The sequence below is a fragment of the Porphyrobacter sp. THAI-01a genome (genome assembly GCF_056868655.1).
Genome location: NZ_CP180579.1, coordinates 1286005 through 1304519, shown reverse-complemented (window position 1 = coordinate 1304519; position 18515 = coordinate 1286005). Strand labels below are relative to the sequence as shown.

The 18515-nt window shown below is 69.4% G+C and carries 21 protein-coding genes; 15 read left to right on the top strand and 6 right to left on the bottom strand.

The genetic code is table 11. From position 1 onward, the window contains the following. Nucleotides 1–65: 65 nt before the first annotated feature. The 3 genes from ACMX37_RS06345 to smpB all read right to left on the bottom strand — a co-directional run bounded on the left by ACMX37_RS06345 (nt 66) and on the right by smpB (nt 3881). Nucleotides 66–2513, bottom strand: coding sequence for a response regulator (locus ACMX37_RS06345; RefSeq protein ID WP_483148372.1), 2448 nt, complete (start codon nt 2511–2513; stop codon nt 66–68). 130 nt (nt 2514–2643) lie between these two features. After that, a complete protein-coding gene (locus ACMX37_RS06340; protein ID WP_483148019.1) occupies nt 2644–3255 on the bottom strand; it encodes a DUF2062 domain-containing protein in 612 nt (203 codons plus the stop codon). 143 nt (nt 3256–3398) lie between these two features. Next, a complete protein-coding gene (gene smpB / locus ACMX37_RS06335) occupies nt 3399–3881 on the bottom strand; it encodes an SsrA-binding protein SmpB (RefSeq protein WP_483148018.1) in 483 nt (160 codons plus the stop codon). A 106-nt stretch (nt 3882–3987) separates the two neighbouring features. Between smpB and ACMX37_RS06330 the strand changes: the two genes are divergently transcribed. Then, on the top strand, nt 3988–5052 hold the full coding sequence (locus ACMX37_RS06330; RefSeq protein WP_483148017.1) for a succinylglutamate desuccinylase/aspartoacylase family protein: 1065 nt from the start codon (nt 3988–3990) through the stop codon (nt 5050–5052). Here ACMX37_RS06330 and dapA read toward each other — a convergent pair. Next, complete coding sequence (gene dapA / locus ACMX37_RS06325) at nt 5049–5936, bottom strand: 4-hydroxy-tetrahydrodipicolinate synthase (RefSeq protein ID WP_088914594.1); 888 nt, start codon at nt 5934–5936, stop codon at nt 5049–5051. The two genes, ACMX37_RS06330 and dapA, sit on opposite strands and share 4 nt — an antisense overlap. A 174-nt stretch (nt 5937–6110) precedes the next feature. Between dapA and ACMX37_RS06320 the strand changes: the two genes are divergently transcribed. The 13 genes from ACMX37_RS06320 to ACMX37_RS06260 all read left to right on the top strand — a co-directional run bounded on the left by ACMX37_RS06320 (nt 6111) and on the right by ACMX37_RS06260 (nt 16224). Next, a complete protein-coding gene (locus tag ACMX37_RS06320) occupies nt 6111–7997 on the top strand; it encodes a lytic transglycosylase domain-containing protein (RefSeq protein ID WP_483148016.1) in 1887 nt (628 codons plus the stop codon). Nucleotides 7998–8004: 7 nt separating this feature from the next. Further along, nucleotides 8005–8484, top strand: coding sequence for a GreA/GreB family elongation factor (locus ACMX37_RS06315; RefSeq protein WP_483148015.1), 480 nt, complete (start codon nt 8005–8007; stop codon nt 8482–8484). Continuing rightward, nucleotides 8477–8941: a hypothetical protein gene (locus tag ACMX37_RS06310; protein WP_483148014.1), complete on the top strand. Its 465-nt coding sequence runs from the start codon at nt 8477–8479 to the stop codon at nt 8939–8941. Before ACMX37_RS06315 ends, ACMX37_RS06310 begins: the two co-directional genes overlap by 8 nt. A 40-nt stretch (nt 8942–8981) precedes the next feature. Beyond that, nucleotides 8982–10241, top strand: a complete 1260-nt coding sequence (gene rlmN / locus ACMX37_RS06305) for a dual-specificity RNA methyltransferase RlmN (protein ID WP_483148013.1) — start codon at nt 8982–8984, stop codon at nt 10239–10241. A gap of 52 nt (nt 10242–10293) precedes the next feature. Continuing rightward, nucleotides 10294–10860 (top strand): hypothetical protein, encoded by a 567-nt coding sequence (locus ACMX37_RS06300; protein WP_483148012.1) that lies wholly within the window; start codon nt 10294–10296, stop codon nt 10858–10860. After that, the gene (locus ACMX37_RS06295) at nt 10860–11573 is read left to right on the top strand and encodes a COG3904 family protein (protein ID WP_483148011.1); all 714 of its coding nucleotides are present in this window, start codon (nt 10860–10862) and stop codon (nt 11571–11573) included. Before ACMX37_RS06300 ends, ACMX37_RS06295 begins: the two co-directional genes overlap by 1 nt. A gap of 7 nt (nt 11574–11580) precedes the next feature. Next, nucleotides 11581–12177: a class I SAM-dependent DNA methyltransferase gene (locus ACMX37_RS06290; protein ID WP_483148010.1), complete on the top strand. Its 597-nt coding sequence runs from the start codon at nt 11581–11583 to the stop codon at nt 12175–12177. Beyond that, nucleotides 12174–12812: an MOSC domain-containing protein gene (locus ACMX37_RS06285; protein ID WP_483148009.1), complete on the top strand. Its 639-nt coding sequence runs from the start codon at nt 12174–12176 to the stop codon at nt 12810–12812. The genes ACMX37_RS06290 and ACMX37_RS06285 overlap by 4 nt, the downstream gene beginning before the upstream one ends. A gap of 134 nt (nt 12813–12946) precedes the next feature. Further along, on the top strand, nt 12947–13399 hold the full coding sequence (locus ACMX37_RS06280) for a glycine zipper 2TM domain-containing protein (protein ID WP_483148008.1): 453 nt from the start codon (nt 12947–12949) through the stop codon (nt 13397–13399). A gap of 129 nt (nt 13400–13528) precedes the next feature. Then, nucleotides 13529–13900, top strand: a complete 372-nt coding sequence (locus tag ACMX37_RS06275) for a glycine zipper 2TM domain-containing protein (protein ID WP_483148007.1) — start codon at nt 13529–13531, stop codon at nt 13898–13900. Nucleotides 13901–13986: 86 nt separating this feature from the next. Beyond that, a complete protein-coding gene (locus ACMX37_RS06270; RefSeq protein WP_483148006.1) occupies nt 13987–14760 on the top strand; it encodes an SDR family oxidoreductase in 774 nt (257 codons plus the stop codon). Further along, nucleotides 14757–15482, top strand: a complete 726-nt coding sequence (locus ACMX37_RS06265) for a cytochrome b/b6 domain-containing protein (protein WP_483148005.1) — start codon at nt 14757–14759, stop codon at nt 15480–15482. The genes ACMX37_RS06270 and ACMX37_RS06265 overlap by 4 nt, the downstream gene beginning before the upstream one ends. After that, a complete protein-coding gene (locus ACMX37_RS06260; protein ID WP_483148004.1) occupies nt 15475–16224 on the top strand; it encodes a molybdopterin-dependent oxidoreductase in 750 nt (249 codons plus the stop codon). Before ACMX37_RS06265 ends, ACMX37_RS06260 begins: the two co-directional genes overlap by 8 nt. On the opposite strand, the gene ACMX37_RS06255 is transcribed toward ACMX37_RS06260, so the two are convergent. After that, nucleotides 16221–16655, bottom strand: coding sequence for a DUF1801 domain-containing protein (locus ACMX37_RS06255; RefSeq protein ID WP_483148003.1), 435 nt, complete (start codon nt 16653–16655; stop codon nt 16221–16223). The genes ACMX37_RS06260 and ACMX37_RS06255 overlap by 4 nt on opposite strands. A gap of 87 nt (nt 16656–16742) precedes the next feature. On the opposite strand from ACMX37_RS06255, the gene ACMX37_RS06250 reads away from it, so the two are divergent. Further along, a complete protein-coding gene (locus tag ACMX37_RS06250; protein WP_483148002.1) occupies nt 16743–17966 on the top strand; it encodes a class I SAM-dependent methyltransferase in 1224 nt (407 codons plus the stop codon). Here the strand turns inward: ACMX37_RS06250 and ACMX37_RS06245 are convergent, their stop codons facing one another. Beyond that, complete coding sequence (locus ACMX37_RS06245; protein ID WP_483148001.1) at nt 17967–18380, bottom strand: hypothetical protein; 414 nt, start codon at nt 18378–18380, stop codon at nt 17967–17969. Nucleotides 18381–18515 lie beyond the last annotated feature (135 nt).

The following is an 18515-nucleotide window of genomic DNA, read 5'->3' as shown; positions in this document are numbered from 1 at the left end:
GGATGTCAGGATGAACGATGATGCGGCTTTATCCAAGGTGAATGAGGGGGCGCGGGCGCCGAATGTCAGGCCCCCGCCCCCGCATTGGCGCGCGCCTCGCGCAGGACCGCACCGACCTTGTCGCCGATCGACGCGACGCTGAAGGGCTTGGCGATGAAGTGCATGTCGGGGATGTCGATGTCGCGCCGCAGCTGCTCCTCGGCATAGCCCGACATGAACAGCACCGGCATCTGCGGCAGCCGGGCGCGGATCGCGCGGACCATCGCGGGGCCGTCCATCCCCGGCATCACCACGTCGCTCACCACCAGATCGAAATCCACCGTCCCCTCGGCGATCGCGGCGAGACCCTCCTCGCCGTTGGCGCAGGCGGTGACCTCGTAGCCCGCGCGGGTGAGCGCCCGCTCGGCGACGGTGCGGACCATGTCCTCGTCCTCGACCAGCAGCACCCTGCCCCCCGCCGACCAGTCCGAGGACGCGAGCGGCGCCGCCTCGCGCTTCTTCGGCATCTCGCCGCGGTGGACCGGGAGATAGACCGTGAAGCGCGCGCCCACCGGATGCCCGGACTTGTCGGTGACATTGTCGGCGAAGATGAACCCGCCCGATTGCTTGACGATCCCGTAGGCGGTCGAGAGGCCGAGGCCGGTGCCCCTGCCCTGTTCCTTGGTGGTGAAGAAGGGCTCGAACAGCTTGGGCAGCACATGGGGCGGGATGCCGCCGCCGGTGTCCTGCACGATCAGCACGGTATAGTCCGCCGCCGGGAGCACCTCGGACCCCAGCTGCACCACCTGCTTGGCCTGGAGCGCGCGGGTGAAGAGCGATATCCGCCCCCGCCCGTCGCCGCGCGCCGGGCCGCCGTTGCCCTGGATCGCGTCGCGGGCGTTGACCGCGAGGTTCATGATCACCTGTTCCAGCTGCTGCGGATCGGCGCGCACAGGGCCGAGGTTGCGGTCATGCTGGACGTAGAAGGTGATCTTCTCGCCGAGCAGCCGCTTGATCAGCGGGCTGACCTCGCTGACCACGTCGGGCAGCTGGATGATCTCGGGCCGCAGGGTCTGCTGGCGCGAGAAGGCGAGCAGTTGCCGCGTCAGCGAGGCGGCGCGGTTCGAATTGGCGCGGATCTGCTGGATGTCGTCATAGTCGCTGTCGCCCGGGATGTGGCGCAGCAGCATGAGGTCGCAGGTGCCGATGATCGCGGTCAGAACGTTGTTGAAATCATGCGCCACCCCGCCCGCGAGCTGGCCTACGGCCTGCATCTTGGTCGCCTGCGCGACCTGACGCCTGAGCTGGTTCTCCTGCGAGGTATCCGCGAGGCTGAGCAGCACCGCCGCCTCGCCGAGCCCGCGCACCCCTGCCAGCCCGAGCGAGACCGGCTCCTCGGGCGAGTTGGTGAGGCGCACCGCGACATCGCCGCTGGTCGCAGGCCCGCGCCCGTGGCGCCGCACCGCGTCGGAAAGCGCAGCCTTGTCCTCGCGCACCACGAGGTCGGTCGGGAAGGCGGGCAGCCCCCGCCCCTCGCGGCCCACGGAGCGCAGGAAGGCCTCGTTCCCGAACAGGAAGCGCCCGTCGCGGTCGGTCATGGCAAGGCCCAGCGGCAGTTGTGCGAGCAGCGCGTCCAGTTGCGCGACGCCGGCCTGCGAGGCCCCGTCCCAGCCGCTCCCGATGCCGACACCCGAATCGATCAGCAGCATCAGCGAGGTCGCCTCGTCAGGCCCGGGCGTGGTGACGCGCTCCTCGGGATCGACCAGCGGGATATCGACCAGCGTCTGGGGGGTGCCGGCGCGGCCCTCGCGCGCGAAGAAGATGCGGTCGCGCTCGTCGGAGCGCAGGAAGGAGACGAAGTCCTGCCCCACCAGTGTCGCGCGCTCGTCGCCCGCGGCACGCTCGGCGAAGCCCGCGCTGACGGCGCGGATCACGCCGTCGGCGGTGGTGATCGCGGTCTCGATACCCGCGCGGCTCAGCATCTTGCCGAAGGGCCCCGCCAGATCGAGCGCGCCGAGATCGGCGCCCTTGGCGCGGGCAACGGGCTTGAGGCGCCAGATCAGGTGATCGTCGCCGCGGCCCGCGCGGGTCGCGCTGATCTGCCAGCTGGTCTCGTCCGCCGCCTCGACCGCCTCGAGCGCGGCGCTGCCGTCGCGCCAGGCGTTGCGGGCGAGCAGCGTCACCGCCTCCAGCCCCTCGCGCCCCAGCGGCAGCGCCGGCGGGGCGGCATTGGCACCGAAGCTGTCGAGGAAGAACAGGTTGGCGCAGACCATGCGGTTGGCGCGGTCGGTGATCGCGATGGCCTCGCCCGCGCGTTCGATCGCGGCGACGGTCACGCTCCAGTCGGGCACGGAAGCGCCCTCTGCCGCCGGGGCGCTGCGGACTGCGTCGAGCATCACCACCCCGCCCAGCAGCACGCCCGCGGCAAGCACGAAGGCGAGCGCAACGAGGCCGCTGCCGGTGGCGAACCACAGCACCGCCGCGCTCGCCGCGAGGGCGCCGCCGAGTGCGGCCAGCAGGCTCACGGGCGGCAGGCCGCCGGGCGCGGCGGTGCCTTCGGGGGCGAGCAGGGATTGCGGATCTTTGCCGGTGCGGCGGGACAAGACGGGTCGGCTCCTATGGCATGGTGCGGGTGGGCCGTTGCGGCGCCCGCGAAGGCCTGTCCTACTGCGCGCCGAGCCGCTGGTCGAGCCGCGCTTCCATCGCCTTCAACCGTCTGGCGCGCTTGCGCGACACCACGGCGCGCCACACCCAGCCGGAGACCAGATAGCCGATCGTCGGCGCGACCACCGCCAGCACGATGAAGCCGAAGGCGGTGGCACCGGCCATCTGGAAGAAGTCGAGCACCATCGCCCAGGCACCCGATTGCGCCTTCGCGCCCGCCAGCGCCGGTCCGGCGGCGTCGAGCCGCAGGGTGAAGTTGCCGACCTTGTTGGCGACCACCAGCCAGAAGGGCAGCGTGAAGGGATTGGTGACGAAGGTCACGAGCGCCGCCAGCGGCACGTTCGCGCGCGAGGGCAGCGCGAGGAAGGCGGCGAGGAAGATCTGCCCGATCGGCACGATGAAGGCCGCGAACAGCCCCAGCGCCACGCCGCGCGGCACCGAGCGGCGGGTGAAGCGCCACAATTCGGGCGAGAGAAAGCGGTGGGCGATGGGCGCGAGATACTTGTTGCGCGCCATCTCCTCGCGGGTCGGCGTGTTCCGGCGGATCACGTCCATCGCCCAGGTCTTGGAGCGACCGGCGATGGTCGGCTTGCGGGGCGGCGGCACGCTCATGCGACAGCGGCTCCGCGGCGGGCGGACGTGGCGGTCAGGAAGGGCGAGGACGGGACCGGCATGGTGGGAGCCCATATGGGTAGCATGGCGATACTGACCAGTGGGTGAATCGACAAATCCGTGACAATTTTCCGCGCGCGCGCTCAGCCCCGCTCGCGCATCAGCCGGGCCTTGTCGCGCTTCCAGTCGCGTTCCTTGATGCTGGCACGCTTGTCGTGGGTCTGCTTGCCCTTGGCGAGCGCCAGTTCGACCTTCGCCCGGCCGGTGCGGTTGAAGTAGATCGACAGCGGGACCAGCGTCATGCCCTTGCGCTCGACCGCGCCGAACAGCTTGTCGATCTCGCGTTCGTGGAGCAGCAGCTTCCTCGGGCGGCGCGGTTCGTGGTTGAGGCGGTTGCCGTGGGAATATTCGGGGATGTTGGCGTTCACCAGCCAGACCTGCCCGTCCTTCACCTCGGCATAGCTCTCCGCGATGCTGGCCTCCCCTGCCCGCAGCGCCTTGACCTCGGTGCCCTGCAGCATCAGCCCCGCCTCGTAGACGTCCTCGACATGGTAGTCGAAGCGCGCGCGGCGGTTCTCGGCGACGATCTTGAGCTTGTCGAAGGTGACGGGTCTGGGGCGTGCCATAAGGGGCGGCGATGTAGGCGCTGGGGCGGCAAAAAGCGAGGGGCTTTGCGCTTTGCCAGCGTGCGGGCTAGCATCGGCGCGGGGCAGAACGGGGCAGCAGGCAGGCATGACGACAGCGCAACCCTACATCATCGCCGGCGAGACCATCGCGCCGGGCACGATGCGCGATGTCGCCTTTCCGGTGACCACCATGGCGACGGGCAATGCCTCATCGCTCGCGCTGAGAGTGCTGCACGGCGCGAAACCGGGTCCGGCGGTGTTCGTGAGCGCGGCGATCCACGGCGACGAGATCATCGGGACCGCGGTGATCCAGCGCCTCGCGCAGGAGATCGACCCGGCGGGGCTTGCAGGCACGCTGCTGCTGGTGCCGGCCGCCAACATCTTCGGCTTCATCACCCACAATCGCTACCTGCCCGACCGCCGCGATCTCAACCGGAGCTTTCCGGGGAGCGCGGGGGGATCGCTCGCGGGGCAGCTCGCGCACATCTTCTACCGCGAGGTGGTGGCGCGCTGTTCGCTCGGCATCGACATCCACTCGGCCGCGGTCCACCGCTACAACCTGCCCCAGATCCGCATCGCCGCCGGCAACCGCCGGCTGGTGGAGCTGGCGATGGCCTTCGGCGCGCCGGTGATCATCGAGAGCCCGCTGCGCGACGGTTCCCTGCGCGATCTCGCCCAGAAGCACGGGGTCGACATGCTGCTGATGGAGGCGGGCGAGGCGCTGCGCTTCGACCGCCTGTCGATCGAGACGGGGGTGGCGGGGGTGAACCGGGTGCTCGCCCATCTCGGGATGGTCGAGGCCGACGACGGGCTCAGCGCGGTCGGCATCCCGGCGCGCGCCAACCGCTCGGTGTGGGTGCGCAGCCCTCGCGGGGGCGTGACCCACCGGGTGCGCCGGAGCGGCGATCCGGTGAGGAAGGGCGACCTGCTCGCCTGCGTGGCGGGCCTTTTCGGCGAGGACGCGCAGGAAATCGTCAGCCCCGCCGACGGCATCGTCATCGGCCACGCCACCCTGCCGGTGGTGCACCAAGGCGACGCGCTCTTCCACATCGCGGTGATCGACCACCCCGAGCGCGTCGGCGCGCGGATCGATTCGATCACCGAGGCGATCCTCGCCAGCGAACCCGAAGGCTTCGCCGAACGCCTGCTCGACGAGGACGAGGTGGTCTAGGCCGTAAGCACCCCGGCGCTCACCAGCGCCTCGTCCACGGCCTTCTTCGCCTCCTCCGAGCATTCCACCAGCGGCAGGCGAACCTCGGGCTCGATCCAGTCGTGGACGCGGCTGAGGGCATATTTCACCGGCGCAGGGCTCGCGTCGGAGAACATCGCATAGTGCAGCGGGAAGAGGCGGTCGTTCAATTGCCGCGCCTTCTTCAGCTCGTTCGCCGCGATCGCCTCGTGGAATTCGGCGCACAGCTTCGGCGCAACATTTGCCGTCACCGAAATGCACCCGCGCCCGCCCGCCGCCGCGTGGGGCAGCCACAGCTCGTCATTGCCCGAAAGCTGGCAGAACTCGCGCCCGATGCCCATGCGGTGATCGGCGACGCGCGACAGGTCGCCGCTCGCATCCTTGATGGCGATGATCCGGTCGGGATACTTCCTCACCAGCTCCACCACCGTGTCATCGAGAATGTCGGTCACCGTGCGCGCGGGCACGTTGTAGAGCACGATCGGCAGGTCGCAGTTTTCCGCCAGATAGCTGAAATGGGCGATCAGCCCGCGCTGGCTCGGGCGGTTGTAATAGGGGGCGACGCATAGCCCCGCCGCCGCCCCGGCCTTCTTGGCGAAGTTCATGTGGAGCTGGGCGTTGCGGGTGTCGTTCGACCCGCAGCCCGCGATCACCGGCACGCGGCCCGCAGCCTGCTCGATGCAGACCTCGATCACGCGGTGATGCTCGGCATTGGAGAGCGTCGAGGCCTCCCCCGTCGTGCCGCAGGGGACGAGCGCGGCGCTGCCGTTCTCGATCTGCCAGTCGACCAGCCGGCGGAAGGCCGCCTCGTCGAACGCTCCGCCGCGAAAAGGAGTCACCAGAGCGGGTATCGATCCGCTGAACATTGCCTTTGTCCTGCCTTCATCTCTAGGTATCGGGGCGGGGGACAAGGATCCCCGTCACCCCATTGTTCAGCGCCTGATAAGGAGCCGATTGGCACTATGTCCAGCATGGTCCGTAAGCTTGTGATTTCCCCGCGGATATGTGCTGTGGCTCTGGCGATGGGTGTGGGAGCCGCGATGGCCGCACCCGCGGCGGCGCAAGGATTGGGCGCGGGCAGCGATCTGGTCGCCCGCCAGCCCGGCGCGGTGGACGCCGCGATCGCCCGCTGGGAGACCTTGCAGGCCAGCCGCACCCACACTTTCGCCGACTATGCCGGCTTCGTGCTCGCCTGGCCGACTTTCCCGCGCACCGACATTCTGCGCCTGCGGGCCGAGGCCGCGCTCGAGAACGAGGCGCCGCCGCAGGCCGATCTGCTGCGCTATTTCGACGCCAACCCGCCGCTCACCAACCCCGCCCGCGCGCGCTACGCGCTGGCGCTGGCCGCGGTGCAGCGCCCCGAGGCCCTGGCCGAGGCTCGCCGCGCCTGGCGCGGGGGGCAGATGAGCGATCCGGTCGAGCTCTATCTGTCCGGCCTCTACGGCGCGCAGTTCACGCCCGAGGACCACGCCGTGCGGATCGACGCGCTGTTGTGGCAGGGCAAGGCCGACGCCGCCTCGCGCCAGCTGATGAACCTCGCCGAAAGCGAGCGGCCGATGGCGCTTGCGCGGCTGTCTCTGCTGCGCGGCGCGCGGCCCGAGAGCGCGGGGATCGCGGTCCCCGCCGGGGCCGGGGGCGATCCGGGCTATGTCTTCAACATGGTCAGGTTCCTGCGCGGCAGCGGCCAGAGCTACGAGGCCGCGCGGGTCTTCACCAGCCGCCCCGATTTCGTGCGCCCGGCGGTCGATCCCGAAGCCTTCGTGGGCGAACTGCTGCGCCTTGCGGGCGATGTCGGCGCGCGCGACGCGGCGAACATCGCGACGCGCACCGCCGATCTCTTTGCGCCGGGCACCGACCTGTCGGCTACCAGCTTCACCCTGCGCGACCGGCTGACCGACCTGATGTGGCTCGGCGGGACGAAGGCGCTGTGGGACCTTGGCGACGGTGCGGCGGCTGCACCGCTCTTCGCGCGCTACGGCGATGCGGCCAAGACCCCGCTGACCAAGGCCAAGGGCTATTACTGGGCCGGCCGCGCCGCGCGCCAGGCGGGCGACCAAGCGGGTGCCATGCGCTGGTTCGAGATGGCCGCGCGCTGGCCCGATTACTACTACGGCCAGCTCGCGCTTGCGGCGATGGGCCGGCCGATGCCCGCCTTCGCCGGCCTGCCCCAGCCCGCGATGGACGCCTCCGTCCGCGCGGAGTTCGAGGCCAGCCCCGTGGTCCGGGCAATCCGCGCGCTCGCCAAAAACCGCCGCGACTGGCGCACCGAGCGCCGCTTCTTCGAGGCCCTGGGCGACGAGGCCGACACGCCTGCCGAAATGCTCATGGCGGCGATGCTGGCGCGCGAGACCGGGCTCGACGAAATGGCCGTGGTGCTCGGCATGAAGGCGGGTGAGAACGGCATCGCCGGGCTCGAGCGGATCGGCTTTCCGACCGTCTCCACCCCCTCCTTCGTCAACGACTGGACGATGGTCCACGCCATCGCCCGGCAGGAAAGCGAGTTCGACCGCACCCGTGTCTCCCACGCCGGGGCGCGGGGCGTGATGCAGCTGATGCCCGGCACCGCGCGCGAACAGGCGGGCAAGCTCGGCATCAACTACCTGGCCGCCGATCTCACCGCGACGCCGCATTACAACATCCAGCTGGGCGATGCCTATTTCGCGCGGATGATGAACTACTACGGCGGGGCCTATCCGCTGGCCGTCGGGGCCTATAATGCCGGGCCGGGCCGCGTGAACGAATGGCTGCGCCGCAACGGCGATCCCCGCACCGGAGCGATCGACTGGGTGACCTGGGTCGAGAAGATCCCCTCGAACTTCGAGACGCGCTATTACATCATGCGCGTGATCGGCAACGCGGTGACCTATTCGCACATGTATCCCGAGCAGGCGGGCCTGCCGCGCACGGTCGACAGCTTCCTGCGCTGATCCGGCGATGAAACCGGCGGGGCCTCCCATCACGCCAGCGGGCATGGCGGCGCTCAAGGCGCGCTACGACCACCTGCTCGGCACCGAGCGGCCGGCGATCGTCGAGATCGTCAGCTGGGCGGCGGGCAACGGCGACCGCTCGGAGAACGGCGACTATCTCTACGGCCGCAAGAAGATGCGCGAGATCGACCGCGAGCTCGCGCATCTCGCCCGCCGGATGAAGGTGCTGCGGGTGGTCGATCCGGCAGCGGCAGTGGACCGGACGCGGGTGTTCTTCGGCGCGCGGGTCGAGATCGCCGACGAGGACGACAACCGCCAGACAGTCACGCTGGTGGGCGACGACGAACAGGACGCCGCCAGGGGCCGGATCGGCTGGAACGCCCCCCTCGCCCGCGCGCTGCGGGGCGCAGCCGTCGGCGACCTGCGCACGGTGACGCTCCCCTCGGGCACCCGCGAATGGGAGGTGCTGGCGATCGATTATGATTAGGTCCCTCGCCCTGCTGCCCCTGCTCGCCCTCGCCGCGCCGCTCGCCGCGCGCGACAGCCTTGGCGTCTATGACAGCTGGGCCGCGTTCAAGGATGCAGCGCCTGAACGCTGCTATGCGATTGCCAAGGCGCAAGGGACGCCCGCGCAACCTGCCTATGCCACGGTCTCGCTGTGGCCCGACAAGGGGGTGCGAGGGGCGGTGCATATCGTTCTGTCACGGGAGGTGGCGGCGAAAGCGACGGTGCGACTGACCGTGGGGGACAAGCGCTTCGACCTCGTCGCCAAGGGCCGCAACGCCTGGGCCGCCGATGCGCGCGCGGATGCGGCGATTGTCGCGGCGATGCGTTCTGCCAGCCGGATGAGTGTTTCGGGGGCCGGTTTCACCGACCGCTACACCCTCGCGGGCGCGGCCACCGCCATCGACGCGGCGACCGTGGGCTGTGCGAAAAGGCGCTGACTGGTCAAACCGCCGCTTCCCCACTATATGGCCGCCACCCATGGCCGATACCGCACTCATGACCATCCCGGGCCTCGTCGACCCGGTGCCCGCCGCGCGCGACATCACGCCGCGCGCCGACGGGCGCGTCGACCTGATCGGCCTGCCCCGCCCGCGCATCCGCGAGCTGTTTGAGGAAGCCGGGCTCGACGCCAAGGCCGCCAAGCTGCGCGCCAAGCAGGTGTTCCACTGGCTCTACCACCGCGGCGTCACCGATTTCGAGGCGATGACCGACATCGCCAAGCCGATGCGCCCGTGGCTCGCCGAGCGCTTTGTCATCGGCCGCCCCGATGTGGTCGAGGCCCAGCATTCGGTTGACGGCACCCGCAAGTGGCTGCTGCGCACCGCCGACGGCCACGATTTCGAGATGGTGTTCATCCCCGACGAGACGCGCGGCACGCTGTGCGTCTCCTCGCAGGTCGGCTGCACCCTCACCTGCTCCTTCTGCCACACCGGCACGATGAAGCTGGTGCGGAACCTCACCCCCGGCGAGATCGTCGGCCAGGTGATGCTCGCGCGCGATGCCTTGGGCGAATGGCCGCGCGGCACGATGGTCTCGGACGCCGACGCGATCGACGAGGACGACGAGGCGGGGCACTACACCGCCGATGGCCGCCTGCTCACCAACATCGTGATGATGGGCATGGGCGAGCCGCTCTACAATTTCGACCATGTGCGCGATGCGCTGAAGCTGGTGATGGACGGCGACGGCCTCGCCCTCTCCAAGCGCCGCATCACGCTTTCGACCAGTGGCGTCATCCCGATGATGGAACGCTGCGGCGAGGAGATCGGGGTGAACCTCGCGGTCAGCTTGCACGGCGTGCGCAAGGAAGTGCGCGACGAACTGGTGCCGCTCAACAAGAAGTACGGCATCGAGGAACTCTTGCAGGCCTGCGCCGACTACCCCGGCGCCTCCAACGCCCGCCGCATCACCTTCGAATACGTGATGATCAAGGACAAGAACGACAGCGACGATGACGCGCGCGAGCTTGTCCGGCTGCTGCGCGAATACAACCTCCCCGCCAAGGTCAACCTCATCCCCTTCAACCCCTGGCCGGGCGCGGGCTACGAGACTTCGACGCCCGAACGCATCCGGCGTTTCTCCGAGATCGTCTTCGAGGGCGGCTTCTCCGCCCCCGTCCGCACGCCCCGCGGGCGCGACATCGATGCGGCTTGCGGCCAGCTCAAGACCGCGGCCGAGAAGAAGTCCCGTGCCCAGCGCGACCGCGAAGCCGCCGCTGCCGCCGCCGCGCGCGATTGACGCTGCGGCCCCGCAGGCGTAGCCTCGCGGCGCTTCCACCGGGAGGATCGCCGTGGCCTTTTCCGCTACCCGAATCGGGCTCGCCGCCGGGCTGATGGCCGCCATCGTCGCCCCGATCCCGGCCGAGGCCCAGCTCGGCGGGCTGTTCAACAGCACCCGGCGCGGCGCCGAGAAGGCCGACAATTGCGGCAAGGGCAAGAAGGGCGACAAGGGCCGGGGCGCGCTTGGCGGGCTGCTCGGCGGGGCGGTCGGCGAACTCGCCCGCAGTGCCGGCCTGCCCTCCTTCCTGCCGGTGCCCGAATTCTCCGACCAGCTCACCGAAAGCATCGCCTGCCGCCTCGATCCCGAGGAGCAGAAGCAGGCTGCCGAGGCGACCCTCGCGGTCACCCGCACCGACGATGCCGAAGCCCAGCCCGAACTCGGTGCGAGCGCGGAATGGACCTCGGCCTCGCGCGCCAATGTCAGCGGCAGCTCGACCGTCACCGGTCGCGACAATGCCGCAGGCCAGCGCGACTGCATCACCGTGACCGACGTGGTCATCATCGAGGGCGAGGAAACCCGCGCCGAGAAGCGGATGTGCCGCGCGCCGGGCTCCGCGCGCTATTCGATCGTCGCCTGATGCGCGCCGGCGGCCGCCCGCTCGCCGCACTTGCCGCCCTAGCGCTGCTGACGGGGGCGGCGGCGCCGATGGACCCCGAGAACCCGACCTGCCCGGCCGAGCCCGATTTCGGCCCCAAGACCGCGATGACCCTCACTCCCGCGGACCGGGGCGGCAAACGCGTGCTGCTGGCCGAGGGGACGATCGACGCCTCCCTCCCCGCCCGCCTCAAGGCCGCGATCGAGGCCGACGAGCGGATCGAGGAGGTGTGGCTGCGCTCGCGCGGGGGCAATGCCCGCGCCGGCAATGCCGCGGGCAAGGTGATCCGCTCCTATCGCGGGATGCTCACCCGCATCCCTTCCGGCTGGGCCTGCTTTTCGGCATGCAACTTCGTCTTCATGGGGGGCGACCGCAGGGTCGTCGACGAAGGCGGGGTGTTCATGGTCCACATGTTCACCCACACCGGCGACCGCGCGACGATCGACGAGGTGGTGATCGAGGGCAGCAAGGCCACGACCGAATACATCGCCAGCGTCGAGCAGTCTTCGGCCATGCTGGCGAGCGAGGACAATGATTTCCTCATCCGCATGGGAATCAGCCGCAAGCTGCTGACCGACGTGATGTATCGCCAGCAGGCGGTGAAGAGCGAGGACAACCCCTCGACGCGCTACTGCCTCAGTCAAGCCGAGGTGCGCGAATACAACGTCATGCCGGTCGAGAAACCGGCGCCCTGACGCAGGCATGAGCACCGATCCCGACACCATCGCCTTCTACCAGGCGCGCGCGCCGCATTACGTGCTGCGTTTCGGCGAGGCGCCGAGCCACCAGCTCGATGCCTTCCTCGACCGCCTGCCGCCCGGCGCGGCGGTGCTGGAACTGGGCTGCGGCAGCGGACGCGATGCGGCGCGGATGAAGGAGCGCGGCTTCGTGGTCGACGCGACCGATGCCACGCCCGCGATGGTCGCAAAGGCCAACGAGCGCTGGAACCTCGGCGCAAGGGTGATGGCCTTCCACGAGCTCGAGGCCGAGGCCGCCTATGCCGGGGTCTGGGCCCATGCCAGCCTGCTCCATGCGCCGCGCGAGGCCCTGCCCGGCATCCTCGCCCGGATCGACCGCGCGCTGATGCCGGGCGGCTGGTTCTTCGCCAGCTACAAGCTGGGCGAGGCCGAGGGCCGCGACGGGTTCGGGCGGTTCTACAACTTCCCCGAGGCCGACTGGCTCGCCGCGCAATATGCCGCCATTCCCGGCTGGCGGATCGTCGCCACCGAACGCTATACGGCCGGCGGGTTCGACAATGTCGAGCGCGACTGGATCGACCTCATCGCGAGCAAGCCGTGAAACATATCGTCACCGCCGTCTGCACCGGCACCGCCCGCCCCTTCCTCGGCGCCGAAACCAGCGCGATCGCCAAGCGCCCGCGCGAGGGCGCGGTGCAGGTGCTTGGCGAAGGCCTCGCCCCGGACGAACAGGCCGACCGCACGGTTCACGGCGGGCCCGAGATGGCGCTGCATCTCTATCCGCTCGATCACCACGCGTGGTGGCGGGAGCGGATCGGCGACCACCCGGCGCTGGACGAGCCCGGCGGCTTCGGCTCGAACCTCGCCGTTGCGGGTCTCACCGAGGACATGGTCCATATCGGCGACTGTTTCCGTCTCGGGACGGCACTGGTCGAGATCAGCCAGCCGCGCCAGCCGTGCTGGAAGATCGAGCGCCGCTTCGGCCACAAGGGCATGGTCGCCGCGATCGTGAAAAGCGGCCGCTGCGGCTGGTATTTCCGTGTGCTCGAAACGGGCGAGGTCGCCGCCGGAGACACGCTCGAACGGGTGGCGATCGGCGCCGCAGAGTGGAGCGTCGCGCGGGTGTTCCGCGCGCTGGTGGCGGGCAAGGCGACGCCGGAAGAGCTTGCCGAACTTGCCGACCTCGGCACGCTCACCCCGCGGCTCAGGGCCAAGGCGGCAGCCGGGCGCGGGTGAGGCACGGTTCATCCCGAAGCCGTCCAAACTGAACAAAAACTGCTGTTTGCTGACAAGGGCGTTCATCCCGCATTCGAGTTAGATGAACGAAAACGGTCGTGCTCCATCGGGGAGCCCTCACAAGGGATACGACCATGAAACACCTCGCCCTGATCGCCGCCGCCGGTTCGATGGCCGCCTTCGCCGCCCCGGCACAGGCCGCCGAATTCGCTCCCGCGCCTGTCAGCATCGCCTATGCTGGCACCTCCTCGCCCTTTGCCGAGGCCGCGGAATACGACCGTCGCTGGGACGACCGCCGCTATCGCGACGATCGCCGCTGGCGCGACAACCGCGGCCGGTGGGACGATCGCCGGGATGACCGTCGCCATGACGCGCGCCGTGGCGATTACTGGCGCGGCAATGACGGGCGCTGGCGCTGCCGCCGTCCCGACGGCACCACCGGCCTCGTGGTCGGCGCTGTCGGCGGGGCACTGCTCGGCCGCACCATCGACACCCGCGGCGACCGCTCGGTCGGCACCCTGCTCGGCGCCATCGGCGGCGGTCTGCTCGGCCGCGAGATCGAGCGCGGCGGCGCCCGCTGCCGCTGATGCCCGGGCTGACGGGCGGGCACCGGCCCCATGCCGGGCCCGCTTCGTCGCCCCCGCACTTCCCGGGCTGGCGGGACAATGCCAGCCGATGCCTTGATGAAGCAGCCAAACCCAAAAGGAGAAACTGCCATGAAGAAGATCGCACTCGTGCTTGCCGCAGGCGCCATGACGCTGCCGATGGCGGCCCCCGTGCAGGCTGATCCGCCGCCCCACGCGAAGGCCTGGGGCAAGCGCGGCAAGGACCGCATCTATGACAGCCGCGGCCGCTACGTCGAGCCGCGCCGCCTGTCGCGCAACGATCGCATCTGGCGCGACGGCGACCGCTACTACTGCCGCCGCGACAACGGGACGACGGGCCTGGTGATCGGCGCCGGGGTCGGCGCGCTGCTGGGCCGCACCATCGACACCCGGGGCGACCGCAGTGCGGGCACCCTGCTGGGCGCCATCGGCGGGGGTCTGCTTGGCCGCGAGATCGACCGCGGGGAACTGCGCTGCCGCTAGGGCGCAACCGCGCCCCATGCGCGATTGAAGCGCGCCTCCCGCCCTGTTAGCGCTGTGGTCATGCCCCGCACGATCCCAGCCCGCCCATGACCCGCCCCGCCGTTCTCGTGACCGGCGGGGCGACCCGTATCGGTGCCGCCATCGTCCGCCGCTTCGCCGCCGCCGGCTGGCACGTGGTGATCCATTACCGCAGCTCTGCTACCGACGCAGAGGCGCTTGCCGCCACGCTGCCCTCGGCCGAGACGCTCGGCTTCGACCTTGCTGATGACGAGGGGGCGGTTGCCGCCGTCACCGCGCTCGCCGCCCGCCTCCCGGACTGGCGCTGCCTCGTCAACTCCGCCTCGGTTTTCGATTACGACAATGTAACCGGTCTCGATCCGGCGACGAACAGGGAGGCGATGCAGGTCAACGCCCTCGCCCCCGCCCGCCTTGCCCAGGCCTTCATCGCCCATGCGGCGAGCGCCGGAGTGCGCAGCGTGATCCACGTCACGGACATGAAAATCGAAAATACGAACCCTGATTTCTTCAGTTACACCATGTCCAAACACGCGCTGGCAGCCACCATCGGGATGCTGGCCAAGGGGAACGGCGCGGACAGCGTGAGGGTCTACGGCATCGCGCCCGGCGCGATCCTGGCGAGCCACGACCAGCGCGAGGAGGAAACGGAAATCTCGCACCGGCTCAACCTGCTGCGCCGCAAGACCGGTCCCGACGAGATCGCCGACGCGGCGCTGTTCCTCAGCAGCGGCGCGCTCGCCAGCGGGCAGAGCCTGTTCGTCGACAGCGGCCAGCACCTGCTTGATCAGCCGCGCGACGTGATCTGGCTGGCGCGCGAGGCGGGCCGCGGGGGCGCGGCATGATCAGGCACGCGCTATCGACCCGGCTGTGGCACTGGGTGAACGCCGCCGCGATCATCGTGCTGTTCATGACCGGGCTGAACATCTCCAACGCCCACCGCTACCTCTACTGGGGCGATTACGGCTTCGATCCCAAGGACGCGTGGCTGGCGGTGATCCGCTTCCCCGGCTGGGCGACGATCCCGCAGCACTACAACCTCGCGATGGCGCGAGACTGGCACATCACCGCAGCCTGGCCCTTCGGCGTCGGACTGCTGTTCATCTGGATCGCGATGCTGGCGAACGGCCATTTCCGCCGCGACCTGATGACCACCCCGCGCGACTGGACGCCGGGCGCAGTGATCGCTTCATTGAAGGCCCATTCCGGCGCAGGCGCGGGTGCGGCGCATGGCTACAACCCGGTGCAGCGCATCCTCTACGGCTTGGTGTTCGGCGTGCTGCTGCCGCTGATGCTGTTCACCGGCCTTGCCATCAGCCCCGGCTTTCAGGCCGCCGCGCCCTGGCTGCTCGAGGTGCTGGGCGGCCGCCAGAGCGCGCGCTCGCTGCACTTCATCGCCGCCTGGGGCATCTTCGGCTTCTTCGTCATCCACATCGTGCTCGCGCTGATCGACTGGCGGCTGATCCTCGAGATGATCACCGGCGGCAGGCGGCCCGAGCCCGAGGCCTCGGCCCCGCCCGCACCCGTCCCCCTGCCACCCGAAGAGGGAACCCCCGCCCATGGCTGACCTGCCGCGCCGTTCGCTGCTTGCCGGGATCGCCGCGATGGGCGCATCGGCCTGCGCGAAGATCAACGAGAGCAAGACCACGCAGGGGCTGTTCGACGCCGCCGAGGACGGGCACCGCGCCGTCCACCGCGCGCTCGCCGGCAAGCAGGGCCTCGCGCCCGAATACACCCGCGCCGAACGCTCCCCGACCTTCAGGGGCAACGGCTCGGTGACGGTTGCGGACCCCTTCTACCAGGACCAGCTCGGCAAGGGCTTCCCCGACTGGAAACTGGCGGTGTCGGGCCTCGTCGACAATCCGCTCAACCTCACGCTGGCCGACCTGCGCGCCCTGCCACAGCGCACCCAGATCACCCGCCACGACTGTGTCGAGGGCTGGAGCGCGATCGGCGAATGGCAGGGGCCGCAGCTTGCCGCGCTGCTCGATGCGGCGAAGATCAGGAAGGGCGCGAACTTCATCGTCTTCCGCTGCGCCGACGTGCTCTACGGGCGCGACTATTACGAGAGCATCGACATGGTCGATGCCTATCACCCGCAGACGATCATCGCCCACAGCCTCAACGGCGAGCCGCTGCCCGAAAAGAACGGTGCCCCCCTGCGGATGCGGATCGAGCGCCAGCTCGGCTACAAGCAGGCGAAATACGTCAAGGCGATCGAGGCGGTCGCCAGCTTCGCGGACATCGGCCAGGGCAAGGGCGGGTTCTGGGAGGATGTCGCCGGCTACCAGTGGTATGCCGGAATCTAGTCCGGCCAGCGTGCGAAGGAGCGGTTCCAGCCGAGGGCGACCATCTCCTCCAGCACGCCAAGGTCGATATCGGCCAGCTTGTTGACGTAGAGGCAGGCCTTGCCGCGCGAATGCTTCCCCAGCCGGTCGAGAAGCGGGGCGTAAGCGGCCTCGTCGTCGGCGTCGCCGCAATCCATGATGTACAGCGAATGCTTGGCCTTGCGCGGGCTGAAGCCGACGCGGAATATCGTGCCGCCGTGCCCGCTCGCGTAGCGGTAGGTGTAGGCGCCATAGCCGATCATCGTCGGCCCCCACATCTGCGGCTCCATCCCGGTCACCTTGCGGAACAGGGGTTCGAGCACCTTCGCGTCCTCGCGCTTCGCCGGCGGTTCGACGCCAGCGATGAACGTCTCGACCGCCACACCGGTGATCGTCGTCCTGGCTTCGGCCATGGCCCAACTCCCCCACCAAGCCCATGATATTGCGATAGCCGCAGGTCCGGCTAAAGTTACCTCGGCAGCATCCTAGAAAGGAGCCCCATGAGCAAGCCTCTCCTCGACCGCTTCCTCGCCCGTGCCGTCAAGAAAGGCCGCCTCGGCGTGGTCTTTGCCGACGGCAGCGCCAGCACCTACGGCCAGCCTGCCGAGGGCTTTCCCGAGATCGTGCTGCGCTTCACCGACGCCGCCGTGCCCCGCGACATCGTGCTCGATCCGCGGCTCGGCGCGGCGGAGGCCTTCATGGACGGGCGGCTGCTGATAGAGGAAGGCGACGTGATGGGCCTCGTCGGCCTGCTGCGGATGAACGACCCCTGGGAGCGCGGCAACAACAACCTGCGCCCCGGGCGGCTCAAGCGCCTGGTCAACCGCGCGAGCTTCGCCGCCGAGCAGATCAACAACCGCGTGGGATCGAAGAAGAACGTCGCGCATCACTACGACATCGGCAACGATCTCTACGCGCTGATGCTCGATGCCGAGCACTGGCAGTATTCCTGCGCCTACTGGGCAAACGGCGTCACCACGCTTGCCGAGGCGCAGTTCGCCAAGCTCTCGCACATCGCGAAGAAGCTGCACCTTGTGCCCGGACAGGAGGTACTCGACATCGGCTGCGGCTGGGGAGGTATGGCGATCCATCTGGCCAGGCACCACGATGTGCGCGTGACCGGTATCACCCTGTCCGAGGAACAGGCCGCGCTCGCCCGCCAACGGGTGCGCGAGGCGGGGGTCGCGGACAAGGTGACGATCCTCCTCGAGGATTACCGCGACACCGCCGCCTCCGGCCGCCGCTTCGACCGGATCGTCTCGGTCGGCATGTTCGAGCACGTCGGCCGCGCGCAGTTCGAGACCTTCTTCGAAGCCTGCGCGCGCATGCTCGCCGATGACGGGGTGATGCTGCTCCATACCATCGGCCGCTTCGGCTCGCCCGGCACGACCGATGCCTTCACCCGCAAGTACATCTTCCCCGGCGGCTACATCCCGGCCCTGTCGGAAACCCTCGCCGCCTCGGAGAAATTCCGCCTGATCGCGAGTGACATCGAGACACTGCGCCTCCACTACGCGAAGACGATCCGCGCATGGTATGCCAACTGCCTCGCGCACCGCGAGCAGATCGTCGCCCTGCATGACGAACGCTTCTTCCGGATGTGGACCTTCTACCTCGCCGGCGCCGCGACCGTGTTCGAGCACGGAAGCATGGGCAATTATCAGATCCAGTACATCCGCAACCGCCACGCCCTGCCGGTGACGCGCGACTACCTGTACCGCTGATCAGCGCGCCGCGACGAGCTTCACCGCACCGTGATCGTCGGTGTGGTCGCCGTGACGGTGATGCAGGTGCCCGTCGTGGACGAAGTCCATGTGATCGCCGTGCTGCACGGTGATGTGTTCCTCGCCGGGATGACCGTGGGCGTGATCGTCGGTGGTGACACGGCTGACCAGTTCCTCGGCATCGGGATTGCTGTCGGTAACCTCGAGCGCATGTTCGTTGACATGGCCGTCGTGCGCGCGGTGGAGATGCCCGTCGTGCAGGTAATCGACATGGCCGTTGTGGTCGATCGCCTGATGGCCGCAGCCCTTGGCGTGGGCATGGCCTTCGTGCTCGCCGTGAATCACCTCGTGCGCCATCGCCGGCGCGGCGAAGAGGGGCAGCGCCAGCACGGCGCAATACAGGGATCGGTTCATTCGCGTGTCCTCCACTTGCGACGATCCCGCGCCTTACTTACCCCATCTGCTGCGCAACGTCACTCGAAAAACCATGATGCGTTAGGACATTAGCTCGCCGCCGCCGCTGCTGGCCGAATGCCCGATTGCCCCGCC